The organism is Pelagicoccus mobilis, from assembly GCF_016595505.1.
GTDB lineage: Bacteria > Verrucomicrobiota > Verrucomicrobiia > Opitutales > Opitutaceae > Pelagicoccus > Pelagicoccus mobilis.
This window is the reverse complement of the sequence record NZ_JAENIL010000030.1, coordinates 1-13,254: the sequence shown is the minus strand read 5'-3', so window position 1 is coordinate 13,254 and position 13,254 is coordinate 1. Positions and strand designations below refer to the sequence as shown.

Genomic DNA, 13,254 nt, shown 5'->3' with positions numbered 1-13,254 from the left:
TATTACAGTTCCTCTTTCCGTTCCTTTTTCAATTTCTCCCAACGCTCCAGACGCTTGGCAATCTCCGTCTCTGCCCCCACACGGTTCAAATCCAAGAATCGCTTCGGCTCTAGCATAAACTCCTGGCCAGACACGTTCTCCGGATAGTCATGGCTGTAGCGATAGTCAGCCGAATTCCCCAGAGCCTTCGAAGCCTTTCCACCGCTGTCTCTCAACCAAACAGGCACCTCCTGAACAGGCCCCTGCTTGATGTCAGCCAACGCCTTCCCGATCGCCGCATACGCCGAGTTACTCTTGGGAGCAGCAGCCAAATAGGCCACGCAATGAGCCAAGTTAATCCGACACTCCGGCATCCCCACGAACTCGCAGGCTTGCTGCGTCGCCACCGCCAAAGGCAATGCGTTCGAATCCGCCAACCCAATATCCTCCGAGGCGGAAATAACCAAGCGGCGAGCGATAAAACGAGGATCCTCGCCGCCAGCCAACATCTTCGCCAACCAATAAAGAGCCGCATCAGGCGACCCACCTCGTATACTTTTTATGAACGCTGAAATCGTATCGTAGTGCTCGTCCTCGTTCGCGTCATAGCGAATCTGTCGTTCCGAGGCGAATACACTGATAGCATCCGCTGTAATCGGCTCGCTCTCGGCCAGCCCCATCGCAATCACCTCCAACGCATTCAACGCCCGACGCAAATCCCCGTCACAAAGCTTCGCCAAGCCTTCCAGCACTTCCGCTTCCGCCTCATGCCGACGTCCGCCCAACCCGCGTTCCTCGTCCTTCAAAGCCTTCGCAAGACGCGCCGCCACCGTCTCTACAGAATGAGGATTCAGGCGAAACAAATGACTCCGACTCAGCAATGGAGCATTCACATAAAACCCAGGATTATGAGTCGTAGCGCCGATCAATCGGATATTCCCCGCTTCCACATCCGGCAACAGCAAATCCTGCTGCGACTTGTTGAAGCGATGAATCTCATCCACAAAGAGCACCGTATCCTTGTCCTCCATACGACGAGCGATCGATAAGATTTCGCGTAGCTCCCCCACATTCGACATCACCGCATTCACCCTGACAAACCGGCTTTGGGTCTCTCCCGCTATCGCCTCAGCCATACTCGTCTTCCCACAACCCGGCGGCCCATAAAAGAGCAAGCTGCCAAAGGTGTTGGACTCCACCAAGCGAGGAAGCAAATTGCCCTCGCCCAAAATGTGGTCCTGCCCGACCACCTCCTTCAGGTTTCTCGGACGCAGACGGGCCGCCAGCGGTTGCCGTTTGCTCGGCCGCCCCCCTTCATCCTTTCGCAGAGCCACCTCCTCTTCCGCTCCAAACAAACTCGCCTGATCATCCATTCTCCACAGCTAGGCCCCCTCAGTCCCAAGGTCAAAACCATCATCGCTTCACCCCGAAACAAACGCCCCGCTCGCAGCCCGCGCAGTCCGCAACGTAACGTTACGTAGCAAAGCGCGCGCACCACCCGGCAACTCTAGCTTGGCATTGAGCACTCCTAGCGCAAAATCACCTTACAATTATGTCCGACTCGACTCCCCCAGCTGCCCTCTCCATCGCCGGATCCGATTCCGGAGGAAACGCCGGCATCCAAGCGGATTTGCTAAGCTTCGCCGCAAACGGAGTCTACGGAACAACCGCCATCACCTGCCTCACCGCCCAAAACCCGACAGGCGTCTCGGCAATTCATACCGCCCCAGCCGAATTCGTTGACGCCCAGATCTCGCAGGTCCTCGACTTCTACCCGATCAAGGCGATCAAAACAGGAATGCTCTTCAATCGCGAAATCATCATGGCGGTCGCCCGCCGATTGGAACGAGCCCCCCTCATCTCCATTGTCGTCGACCCCGTGTCCGTAGCGACAAGCGGACACGTTCTGCTCCAGGACGACGCCCTCGACGCCCTAAAAATCCACCTTCTGCCTCTAGCACGCGTGGTCACCCCAAACCTCGACGAAGCCAAACTTCTTCTCGGACGCGAGATCCAAAACGTGGAGGAAATGGACCAAGCTGCCATCGACCTCGCCAAGGCCTATCAGGCAACCGCGCTCGTCAAAGGCGGCCACCTCGAAGGAGAGGACCTTATTGACGTAGTCGCGACGCCGTCCGGCGAAACGCACCACTTTCACCAAACTCGAATCCAAGAAATCGATACACACGGCAGCGGCTGCACGCTCAGCTCCGCCACCGCCGCTCAAATCGCAAAGGGCAATACCGCCCTCGACGCCATTTCAATCGCTCGCGACTACCTCAGACGCGGAATGGAATCCCCCGTTACTCTACCTCAATCCCCCTTCATAAACCACCTCCCCTAAATGCCATCTGCCGCCAAGCCGCGTCGCGTACCGCTGCTTTGGATACTGTTACCCTACGCCACTGGAATAGCGATCGCTCGTTTCCAGCCACTTTCCGACATAGGTTACCCGCTTCTTATCGCCATAGTCGCAGGGGGTCTCTCCTACGTCGCGGCATCTAGCAAGCTCCCTCTGTGGCACTTGTTTTTCGTCGTATCCATCACATCCCTCGGAGCGATTCGATTCTCCAGTCAAGAAGGGTTGCGAAACGAGCAAGCTCATATGCCTCCCCGCGAAGCTGTTCTGGAGTTGAGAATAGAAACCCTGTTCAACGCCACCGATCCCGACACCACCCTTGGCATCGCCCAAATCGTTCAAACACCACCCCAGCAAAATTGGCTCACTCAAAGAAGCGTCTTCTTTTTCCTAGATACGGACGCCCTTACGGAGCATCCCCAAGAAGGTGAAACCTTCAAGGCAATCGGAGTGGTCCGCCCCCTTCGCTCCTACTCTGATGGCGATCGCTTCGACGCCTATCTAAGAAATCTAGGCATCGGACTCGACTACAAACAAGGATACATCCTCTCCAAGTCGAAAGAATCGAGTGGCTCTACCGCTTTCTTCAACCACGCTCGCGAACATTTTTCCGAAATTCTATCTCGCAACAGCGTTCCAGAAAGCGAATACACTGGAGCGCTCAAAGGACTAATGCTTGGGCAAAAAAGCGAGCTCAGCCCTGAACAAAAACAGCTGTTCCTCTCAAATGGGACGATGCACTTGTTCGCCATCAGCGGCCTACACATAGGAGTCATCACCGTCTGTTTCCACACCCTGCTCACCGTCCTCAGATTCACTCGAAAACCTCGCGCGATTCTCACTCTCACTGCAGTTGCTCTCTTCGTTTTAGTGACAGGCGGGTCCGCCTCTTCCTGGAGAGCGCTCCTCATGGTCGCGTGCTTCTATCTCGCCAATTTCAGCCAAAAGCAAAACGCTCCGGTGAACGCCCTCGCCCTCTCCGCATTGATCTACCTGCTGCTCTCTCCAGGACAACTCTTTCAGGCCGGATTCCAGATGTCTTACCTCACCGTAACGGCGATTCTATTACTCGGTCTTCCACTTGCCAAAACACTCAATCACCTCGTCCCCCTATACAGAGATATTCCTCAAGCTGCGTTATCGAAACATCAGAAACTACTCCTAGCCTCCAAGAACTGGATACTCGATGCAACTGGAGTGAGCACAGCAGCCTTTCTCGTTTCAGCGATGCTTGGAATCTACTACTTCCAGATTCTCCCAACTTACGGAATATTGATTAATCTAGTCGCACTCCCCCTCGCTTCGCTCGCTATAATCGCAGGTTTCCTCTCCTTGCTTTTCTCGCCACTCATAGACCTAGTTCCGATTAGCGAGTTCTACAACAACGCCGCGATCGTACTAATTAAGTTGATACACCTGCTCCTCGAGTTCACCAGTACACTCCCATACGCGAGCATAGCCACCCCGTCCATATCCGCACTTACCGCATCCTTGTCACTGTTAGGCTCCCTATTTCTGATTGGCTATTGCTACCAACAATCCAATTCAAAGGCCTCGCCGCTCTGGCAACTGCTCGCAGTCGCAGCTTGCGCCGCGATAATCCTAATTCTCCAAGCCTAGAAATTCCTTTGACCTGACTCGTGCCGAAGAGGATTCTCCCTCCATGAAGTCCGCATACGAACTCGCCATGGAACGCCTCGCGCAAAAGGACGGGGTACAAAAGCCACTTAGCGACGAGCAAAAGGCCCAACTCGCCGAGCTCGACGAAAAGTACAAAGCCAAAATAGCGGAACGCGAAGTATTCCTAACTCCCAAGATAGCGGAAGCGGAAGCAAGCGGGAATTTTAGTGACGCCGAAGATATCCGCAAACAACTCGCCAACGAAAAGACCCGTCTCGAAGAGGAACGTGAAGAGAAGAAGGACGCGGTTCGAAACGCTGGCTAGCTAGCCCTTTTGCTTAAACACAACTTTGGAGCTCTCGGCTCGCGACTTCTGCTCGAAATAGTCTACCAGCTGACCGTAGTTCTCAACGGGTACCACCGAGCGCTCCAGCACGCTCAGACGATCCGCCTCGAGCACTCCGTCGGTGAAGGAGACGTTCATCGAATAGCGTCCGAACTCCGATTCTAGCTCTTTGCGATTGCTCGACGAATCGAGCATGTAGTTTTCAGGGATGGAAATACGTATCGTTTCTTCCGTTCGATGAGGCGAGAGCAAGTAAGGAGTCTTTCGGTCATCATCCACAGGAGGAACCCACTGCAGGCGACTCATGAGGACAGGACTAAAGAGCATCATCTCTCCCTGGTTCATCAATCTCCCATAACGCCGAGCAGTAAAGGATAACGTCAGCTCGAAACGGTTTTCTTCGAAGAAATCCTCACAACTCCAAGAGTCGATCTGCGCATCCCGGGTTCCATTCGCAATCCAAGCCCTAAGGAAACTCTCAAAATCGTCGCGCTTCAGACTCCGATACAAGCCCCTGAGCGACTCTGCCGCGCCCCCATAGCACTCCTGCACCAATTCTGCATTTAGATTCCCTCCCAAGTTGATCGTAGCCGTAACCTCACGCTTTACCCGATTTTCTTCTGGAAGCATCTCGGGCAACGCCAGGAGCGCATCATCTTTTTCACTACAAACGAGAATCTTCCTGCCTTTCAAATAATAGGGAAGCACTCCTGGACTGGAGTTTTTTGTCGTGGGATCGAATATGAGCATCCGGCCGTGCTTGGGGTGCTCAAAGACACCAGAACAGTCTGGAGCATCGTCCGAAACCCGCACTCCCAGAATACAGTGATTAAAGGCAGCAGGTGACGCCCACTCGTCGTAGACCCAAGAGTCACTCCCTATTTGAGCCGTCACCGCAAATGATTCGATCCCGATACAACTGAGCATAGCCCTCGCCAAAGCCGTCATATCCTTACAGTCGCCATAGTGTTTTTCGAAGGTTTCTTCAGCGAACTGCGGCGTCATCCCTCCACCATTGTAGAGGTCGATCGAGTTCGCGAGATAGTTGATCGACTGAGCGTAAGAACAAATCTCAGAGATTTTTTCCCACTGCGATTCCTTGCCTGCAGTTATCTCTTCAGTCTTCGCGACCAGAGCTTCATTCGTCAGAATCCGCTCATCCTGACTAGCATCCACATACCGAGCCACATCATTCCAATTCGAAAATATCGCATACGGGTATCGCGACATCTCCTTTGAATCAGGATGAACCGTGTAATAGAGATTCCCCGTCATTAGCGAACTAAAGGGTTGGCTCTCCTCTATCTCCACGGCCGGTATGTTCCTCCCCTCCCAACGATGCACGTAACCCTCGTTTGAATACTCAGAGAAATCGGAATTAAAAACGCTCGAACGTAGTTCCCAGCCCTTCCGCAGTGTCAGGCTCAAGCGAGAGAGAACAACAGGAACCCCCATATTGAAACGCCAAGCACCATCGAGAAAAACCGTCTTCTTACTCGTTTCGTATTCAAATGCGAATACAGTTTCTTCTCTCATCGATTCGGAACGATCCAACTGCAGCTGATAACTATCGCTCCGCAATTTGTCACGATCCAGAGCGATCTCCACAAGGTCGTTCTTCTTGTACCGCTCAATCTTTCCCGACTTGTATATGATCCACGCAGAGAATCCGTCGAGCTTCCTACCGTCCGACATTTGGATCGCAATCCGAGCATTCTCCCTGCCATCCCGATCATAGATATGAAACGCCCGACGTACCTTCTGGCTGACAACCCCGCGCCCCTCGTACTCGATCTCGCTCTCATCCAGCAAACAAAGAGCGTCCGCCTCTTCTTCAAACCGATCAATCACCGACTTGTTCTCAAGGCACTCCTCCAGCCAATCCGGATAAGAACTCTTGGCCAAGGCAGAGCCCGCCAGCCCCACCGATACGATAGCAATCAAAGCTCGCAGCATCATCTTTGTGGCTAACAAGTTCAACTCTCCTTAGCGAGCAGTGTCAGGGGACGGTGATCCGCTTCGTTCATTCGATCAAACTCGGCCTTCACAAGCGGATAGAATCGAGAGTCAATCGTTAGAACTTTCAGCGTATAAAACCGCTGATACACGATAGACTGACCATCCGCCTTGGTAATCATCGATTTACGCGATACGATTTGGCCTTCGTTGTTCGAGTCCGTTCCCGCATTGGCCTCAAACTCGAAGCCGTCCGGGATCGTGCACGTCACCTTGTCCGAAACATGCGGACGAAACGGAATGCCAATCGTCGAGTTCCGCTCCTCTTCACCAAAGACAGGAGACTCACCTTCCTGGAATATTGAAGGATTGAATACAAGGCGATCACCTGCCACGTCCGCATACCCCGGAATCTTAACGCTGTACTTCAAGATCAAATCCTTCGATCGGGAATCCTCGTTCTTAACCGAAAAATCGCTGATCTCCGCTCTCGGCAAACGATCCTGCCAATCCTTTTCGAGAACAAATTCCTCCATTTCCGTATCAGTCATCCCAGAGAAAGCACGCTTCAAAGAGATTCCTTCGTAACCCGAATACTTAATCGCGACCTTCCCCTTAAGATCCCCATATTCATCGATGCTTAAATTCGCGATTCTTGCCACTTTCGAAAAATCGTCCCCAACCGCAGCGGTTTCTAGATCCTTGTAGAACTTGCCTTCGATGATAATAGCGTCTGAGCCGGAGTTCGCTGAGTTGAGCACCCCACATGGCAAAAAGCCGCTACCTGGATCATAGAACTGCCAAGTGTTATTTACCTTCGCCGCGACCGCCCAGTCCGAGAGATTAAATCCACCCAACTTAGTCACATGGTAGGTACACGACGATTTGTCTTCAACCTCAGCCAGCGATACCTTGAATCCACCAGCACCGAGCAAGGAGGCAAACAAGGCATTGATATCAAACCCTGTGCCGTATCCATTTTTCAATGTATCGGATGGGCTCGAGTTACGCTTCAGCTCCTCGATTTCCTCCTCGGTATAAACCGTAGTTGGTTCGCTGATATTTACGATCTCCTGCGTACAATAGTCGTAGGCGATTTGAATCTTCTCTTCGTTCAATCCCGTGCCGCTAAAGAGCTTTTCAGCGAGCTTCTTGACACGCCCCACCTTGGGCCGAATCAACTCGTCGTTTACGCTGTCTAGGCGACCCGCTCTGTAGTTCCAATACTTCTGCTGCTCCAAGGCTTTCAGCTTGGTCGAATACTCGACAACGAAGAAAGGTTCAAAATCGCGCCTTGGGCCAACGTAAGGCTCATTCGAGCGAGCCTTCAAATCAGTCAGCTGGCACTTGAACCCACTTGAAAACTTATCCCACTGAGCTCCGCTGTTGAAGTTCCGCACGCTATGAGCAAGCCCTTTGTACGGCTTTACGATCACATCATACAACCAAGTCGGATGCCCACCCAGCAAGTCGACCGTCACCCCCTTGAACCAAGCGTCGATCTTCAAGTCCCAGGAATACTCGATGATGCACCCAGGCTTGAGACCAGGAAAAGAGAACGACTTCGCGTACCCCTTGAAGGAATCATTTTCGAAGACCTTCCGCTTTACGATGTCCTTCCGGTCCAAGGTTGCGACCGTTAGGTCCGGGTAGATCACTCGAGCCTTCACTTTAGTCACTCGCATCCCCTCGAAATACTCTAGGTCAACCTTGTCCCACTCCTTGACCCCTGCCTCGGTAAACAGCTTGACCCGATTGTGGAAGCGGTGCGTCGACGAATACAGATCGCGATCATCCACCTCGATGCTCCGAAACGTGAACTCGCTATGAGCATCGGGATCTATCTTCGGCACCGCTGCTTCAAACTCCTCCGGAGGGATCTCATCCCACCCCCCTTTTTCGAGCTCGGACTTTTCGGCAAAAATCGAGGAACCAAAGACTAACAGAATGAGGGCTACAAAACTGGGGATTTTGGGTAAGTGGGACATACCCAAGAAACTAGTAGGTCTTTATACGTAATCAAGAACGAATACCATTCCTACGAATTAGCTACCTAAAGACGTCGCTGCGATCGCCTTCTATCGAGCGATGCCTACGAGCCAGCCCCCTACTTAGCCGGAACCGTTTCAGGCTCGATCACGGGAATATCTTTTGATTCCGGCTTAACCACAGCCGGCTTCTTAAGCGCTCCGTTGAGCCGAGCTTTCTTAGGCTCCAAACGATTCACTTCCTTTTTCTTGAACCAAAGAAAACGCTTCTTCTTCACCTGCTGCTTCGGCTGAACCAGCTTCGCGTGCTTAAACTTGGTATCGCTCGCTTTGACGATCTTTACCGGAATCGTCTTATCCTGCTTCTTCGCCGCGTCCAGCTCCGGCGAGAACCACTGGTTTCCCACAAAAGTGAGCAGCAAAAAAGCGAAAGCAAAGCGACGCATCACTCCGGCTCCGCCGTACCTTCGACGACCCACTCGCGGGCATCCGGTACTTGCTTATAAAATTCCGCCAACGCCTGACTAAGATGATCGGCATAACGATAATGAGCTCCAAGCCCTGTACGCAGTTCCGCTTCGTAGACAAACTTGTCCGCATGGGTCGAATGCTCGAACGGCGTTTGGCTGCCAAGCATGAGAGCGTAGACATAGCTCGCGTCCCCTCGCTCAGCTAGCTTCGAGAGAAAAGCCTTCTGACGCTCGAGAAAGGGTCTGAACTCGTCGCGATCAGTTTCACCCGCAAGATAGAAGCCCGCCTGGATACAAGGCGTATAACGGTGGCCGGTACGGTGCCGGTTCAGGTCGCGCAATTCCGCGATCGCCATGTTGTTCCAAGCAAAGGCAACGCGCATGCGGCGGATCGCCGTGCCGCAGTAGCCGTATCGATTGGAACGATACTTGAGAGCACTGCCGATTGACTGCTTTTCCGCAAGAAACGGAGGGACACTGTCCGCCACATCCACCCAGACTTCGTCTTCAAGGTGCTCGATGGAAAGACGCGTCTTCTGGAGCTCGATGCTGCGATTATGCTCTTCAGTGGCCTGCTGCTGAAAGGACTTCTCCGCCTTGCTGTGCTTGACGAGACGCGGAGCGAACTTCGCCACTTCCGCACGAATCAGATCCGCCACAGTCTGCGCTTCCTTCTGCGGGAGCGAGGCGATGTGCTTAATCGTCTGCGCCCACATGCGAGCCGACATGACAAGCGCGAGATTCGTCTTGGTCGCGAGTGGGATAAAGTAGCGGGCACGGTCGAGAGCGTAGTTCTTACGCATACGGCTGAGCACCTTTTCGGGCGTACCTTCTGGAGCGCGAACCACGCTTGGGTCATCCTTGGCAATTTGGTCGAGACGCTCGTACTCCTTGTTATAGCACTCGAAACCTTCAGCCACGATCGAGAGCCATTCCTCCGCAAGATCCACCGGCATGCCGATCTCGTCAGGCGTCGGTATGTTCTTCGGATCCATCGTAATGTAACGCGTGCTTGATTCTTGCCCGTCACACATCTGAGACACTTCGAAGAGCTTGTAGGCAAGCCACATTGAAACGTCGTCAATCGCGATCGCGATACCACCCGTCAAACCACCAATCGAAGCATGGCCATAATCCACAAACTTGAGGATACGATCGATCGACTTGTCCGCGTTCTTCAGATCGACCTTGGACATGATGTTCGAAATGCCGTCGTTGCTACGAGAGTAACGAGCGAGGACAGAGGCGAGGAGCTCCGGGGTGACTTTGAATTCACCTTCCGCTTCTTCAGGAGGTACGATCGCGAGACCAGTTACGTTCATTAGGGAAAGACTAATTGGGGTTGTCAAAAACCGGTATTCGAAACCAATTCGGTAAGCTCACCAGCTCAAACTAAATCGCAAAAAGCCCGCCGTTTTTTGGGCGAGCCGTTAGCGTTAAAAAATAGGGATTATTCGTTCGTGCTTTATTGTCCGGAAAGCCAGCTGCCTAGTGGGCCTTGGAAGAAGCCGAGAACCACCGAGCCAGCAATTGCTACTAGGATGGCAAACTTGCCGAGGAAAGTAAGCGTCGCGCCGGGCAGAGCGGCAGTCGCTTCCTCTTCGTCTTCATCAGTGAACTTCCAGACCTCGAAGAAGGCTGCCTTGATCACGCCAAAGTAATAGTAGATCGAAACAACCACACCTACGATACCCACACCGAGGAGCGTGTAGAGCTCGGCCTTGAAGGCGGCTACGAAGATGAGGAACTTTCCGATGAAACCGGCGAGCGGCGGGATACCAGCGAGCGAGCCAATACCAATTGCCAGGGCGATGCCGAGGAAGCCATTGCGTTTGGCGAGATCGCCCAAATCGTCGAGGTCGAGATCGGAGTCCCACTCCTTCGGCAAGTGCGCGAAAACGGAAAATACCGCCATCGAGCCGAGCAAGTAAGCGAAGAGGTAGAAAAGCACCCAGTTGGTCGCTTCCGGAATTGCCTGAGCGGCGATCACACCGATGAGCAAGAAACCTGCGTGCGATACGCCGGAGAGACCGATGAGACGCTTGAGGTTGCGTTGCGTGAGTGCGGCGAAGTTACCGAAGAGCAGTGTCAAACAAGCGATGCCGGAAAGCACTGGGATCAACCATTCGGAGAGCGGCGCAAATACCTTTGTGAGCGTGAGCAAAACCGCGAAACCGGCAGCCTTGGAAGAGACCGCAAGGAAGGCCGTAGTCGAAACCGGCGCGCCTTGGTAAACGTCTGGGATCCACACTTGGAATGGGAAAGCGCCGATCTTGAAGGCGATACCCGAGATCACGAGCAGCATGCCAATGATGGCGAGGCTGTCAGTTGGGTTCGCTTCGAGGAAGGCGCGCAGATTCTGGAAGTTCATCGAATCTGGGCTGCTGCCTGCGAGGGCTGGATTGCTCGCCGCGCCGTAGAGAAGCACGATACCGAAGAGCAAAATCGCCGAGCTAAGCGCACCCATGATCAAGTACTTGAGACCGGCCTCGAGCGAGAGCGCATTCTGGCGGAAGTAGCTGACCAAAACATAGAAGCCGACGGTCGCCGTTTCGAGCGCTACGAAGAGCATCACGAAGTGGTTGGACATCGCCATGAGCGAAAGAGCTCCAGTCACCACGAGGGTAATCGCAAAGTACTCGATACGAGCGAGCGTCTTGTTTTCGAAGCTGACCATTGCGAGGTAGCTCACGAAGATAGAAGCGATCAGGAAGAATATCCGCAAAGCCTGGCCCGTTCCGGAAAGCTCGATCATTCCGCCAAAGGCAACGCCATTGCAGCACCCCGCACAGTCAAAGATAAGAATGTAGCCGAGCAGCAAGATTTGACCGAGGATCGAGATGCGAGGGATCGCGCCGTGTGCGAACTTCGGAAGCACTACCTCGAGAATGAGCAATGACAGAGCCAAGCACCCGAGGATCAGTTCTGGGTAGATCGCGCCCCAGCTGTTGGTAGCTGCGATTTCGCCGAGTTTATTCAGAGTTTCAGTTGGCATCGTGTATCCAAAAGTAGTTACTCGCCAGCGTCCGCTACTTGGTAGACGGGTTCGCTCTCGAGGGCGTCATTGAGGGAGGAGGAAATGGTCTTCGGGAAAAAACCGATGAAGAAAAGAACGATGATGAGAATCAGAGCTGGAACGCGTTCCGCCCACGTCATGTCGATCACTTCGTGCTCCTTTTGAACTTCTTGGAAGTCCTCGGACTCGGTTCCGAAGAACACGCGAGCGATAGCGCGAAGAGCATAGATGGCCGAAATGATGATACCTGTGGCAGCGATCGCCAGAACCCATGGCTTGTAAGCCCAGAGGCTAACGAAGATCCCGAACTCACCCCAGAAGTTGGCGAGACCTGGACCTGGGAGAGCAATACTTGCCATCATGCCGCAAACGAAAAAGGCGCTGAGCACGGGCGCTTTCTTGGAGAGGCCACCCATTTCTTCCATTTCGAAAGTCTGCGTGCGGTGGTGGATCATGGTCGAGAGCATGAAGAGTAGAGCAACCGTGAGACCGTGCGCCACCATCATGATAACCGCGCCCGCAACACCGATGACTGACATCGCTGCAATACCGAGGAAAGCATATCCCATGTGCATGACCGAGCTGTAACCGAGCATCTGCTTGAGGTCGCGCTGCGCCATGGTCACCAGACCGACGATCACAACGTTACCGAGCGCGAGCCAGATGATCCAATTCTCCCATTGCCCTACTCCACCTGGGATAAGAGGCACCGCGATTTGGATCAGACCGTAGAGGCCAAACTTCTTGAGCACACCAGCGTGCAGCATGGCGGCAGAACTTGGAGCAGCTCCATAACCGAGCGGTGCCCAAGTGTGTAGTGGCCAGAGCGATACCAAGATACCGAAGCCGAAGAGCAAAAGACCAAACGCGTAGTTGGAAACTGTATCGCTCAATGGAGCAGCTGCGAGGTGTGCCTTGAGGGTGATGAGATCGAAGGACTCTGCACCGCTCTTCGCATAAAGAGCGATCAAGCCAGCGAGAGATAGCATCGCGCCAAGCGTGAGGTAGATGGTCATCTTCATCGCAGCGTAACCACGGTCACGTCCGCCCCATACGCCAACCATTACGAAGGTCGGGATGAGCGCGAGCTCGTGGAAGAAGTAGAAAAAGAACACATCAATGGAAGCGAAGACACCCATCAAACCGCCTTGCATGATCAACAAGCAGAACAAATAGCGGGAAAGGTTTTCAGCTTTTGACTGAGCCGCGTAAAGTCCAGCTGCCAAGCCAACGATGGATGCCATTACAAAAAGCGGAAGAGCTACACCATTAAGCCCGAGGTGAAGGCTGATGCCCACCACTTCCAGACCGGTGTTGTGGCGAGTGACGAAGTCATATCCACCGGCTACCTCCGGGCTGTAAGCAACCCAAGTGATGAGAGCCAGAATAGCGGGAATCGCAAAACCGGTGATCGAAACGATCTGTACTGCCGGGCGGCCTAGCTTGTTGGCCCAAAGCGTTGCGAACGCGAAGACCAAGGGCGCCGCTATGGCGAAATGGAGAAGTGAAACGGAGTCGTT

General features: G+C 53.5%; 10 protein-coding genes. 3 read left to right on the top strand and 7 right to left on the bottom strand.

All coding sequences use genetic code 11. The features are described 5' to 3' along the window. Window positions 1–2: 2 nt before the first annotated feature. Window positions 3–1,352: a replication-associated recombination protein A gene (locus JIN87_RS16045; RefSeq protein ID WP_200356604.1), complete on the bottom strand. Its 1,350-nt coding sequence runs from the start codon at window positions 1,350–1,352 to the stop codon at window positions 3–5. 179 nt (window positions 1,353–1,531) lie between these two features. On the opposite strand from JIN87_RS16045, the gene thiD reads away from it, so the two are divergent. From thiD to JIN87_RS16030, 3 genes are read left to right on the top strand one after another with little or no spacing between them, the layout of a single operon-like run. Beyond that, window positions 1,532–2,323: a bifunctional hydroxymethylpyrimidine kinase/phosphomethylpyrimidine kinase gene (gene thiD, locus JIN87_RS16040; protein ID WP_200356603.1), complete on the top strand. Its 792-nt coding sequence runs from the start codon at window positions 1,532–1,534 to the stop codon at window positions 2,321–2,323. Further along, window positions 2,324–3,958 carry a ComEC/Rec2 family competence protein gene (locus tag JIN87_RS16035; protein ID WP_200356602.1) on the top strand — a complete coding sequence of 545 codons (1,635 nt, stop codon included), beginning with the start codon at window positions 2,324–2,326 and terminating at the stop codon, window positions 3,956–3,958. It begins immediately after the preceding gene. A gap of 43 nt (window positions 3,959–4,001) precedes the next feature. Beyond that, entirely contained in the window at window positions 4,002–4,283 is a 282-nt protein-coding gene (locus tag JIN87_RS16030) for a hypothetical protein (protein ID WP_200356601.1), read from the top strand. Here the strand turns inward: JIN87_RS16030 and JIN87_RS16025 are convergent, their stop codons facing one another. From JIN87_RS16025 to JIN87_RS16000, 6 genes are all read right to left on the bottom strand, one after another. Continuing rightward, window positions 4,284–6,263 carry a transglutaminase-like domain-containing protein gene (locus JIN87_RS16025; protein ID WP_200356600.1) on the bottom strand — a complete coding sequence of 660 codons (1,980 nt, stop codon included), beginning with the start codon at window positions 6,261–6,263 and terminating at the stop codon, window positions 4,284–4,286. Between the two features lie 17 nt (window positions 6,264–6,280). Continuing rightward, a complete protein-coding gene (locus JIN87_RS16020) occupies window positions 6,281–8,248 on the bottom strand; it encodes a DUF3857 domain-containing protein (protein WP_200356599.1) in 1,968 nt (655 codons plus the stop codon). A 119-nt stretch (window positions 8,249–8,367) separates the two neighbouring features. Continuing rightward, window positions 8,368–8,694 carry a hypothetical protein gene (locus JIN87_RS16015; RefSeq protein WP_200356598.1) on the bottom strand — a complete coding sequence of 109 codons (327 nt, stop codon included), beginning with the start codon at window positions 8,692–8,694 and terminating at the stop codon, window positions 8,368–8,370. Then, the gene (locus JIN87_RS16010; protein WP_200356597.1) at window positions 8,694–10,040 is read right to left on the bottom strand and encodes an FAD-dependent thymidylate synthase; all 1,347 of its coding nucleotides are present in this window, start codon (window positions 10,038–10,040) and stop codon (window positions 8,694–8,696) included. Before JIN87_RS16010 ends, JIN87_RS16015 begins: the two co-directional genes overlap by 1 nt. 143 nt (window positions 10,041–10,183) lie before the next feature. Beyond that, complete coding sequence (locus JIN87_RS16005; protein ID WP_200356596.1) at window positions 10,184–11,713, bottom strand: NADH-quinone oxidoreductase subunit N; 1,530 nt, start codon at window positions 11,711–11,713, stop codon at window positions 10,184–10,186. A 17-nt stretch (window positions 11,714–11,730) separates the two neighbouring features. After that, the coding region (locus JIN87_RS16000) for a complex I subunit 4 family protein (RefSeq protein WP_234033450.1) at window positions 11,731–13,254 on the bottom strand (1,524 nt) is incomplete at its 5' end.

Coding starts and splice junctions, on each gene's coding strand:
- JIN87_RS16010 (WP_200356597.1), bottom strand. CDS start 10,040: ATGAACGTAACTGGTCTCGCGATCGTACCTCCTGAAGAAGCGGAAGGT.
- JIN87_RS16025 (WP_200356600.1), bottom strand. CDS start 6,263: ATGATGCTGCGAGCTTTGATTGCTATCGTATCGGTGGGGCTGGCGGGC.
- JIN87_RS16005 (WP_200356596.1), bottom strand. CDS start 11,713: ATGCCAACTGAAACTCTGAATAAACTCGGCGAAATCGCAGCTACCAAC.
- JIN87_RS16030 (WP_200356601.1), top strand. CDS start 4,002: ATGAAGTCCGCATACGAACTCGCCATGGAACGCCTCGCGCAAAAGGAC.
- JIN87_RS16020 (WP_200356599.1), bottom strand. CDS start 8,248: ATGTCCCACTTACCCAAAATCCCCAGTTTTGTAGCCCTCATTCTGTTA.
- thiD (WP_200356603.1), top strand. CDS start 1,532: ATGTCCGACTCGACTCCCCCAGCTGCCCTCTCCATCGCCGGATCCGAT.
- JIN87_RS16015 (WP_200356598.1), bottom strand. CDS start 8,694: ATGCGTCGCTTTGCTTTCGCTTTTTTGCTGCTCACTTTTGTGGGAAAC.
- JIN87_RS16035 (WP_200356602.1), top strand. CDS start 2,324: ATGCCATCTGCCGCCAAGCCGCGTCGCGTACCGCTGCTTTGGATACTG.
- JIN87_RS16045 (WP_200356604.1), bottom strand. CDS start 1,352: ATGGATGATCAGGCGAGTTTGTTTGGAGCGGAAGAGGAGGTGGCTCTG.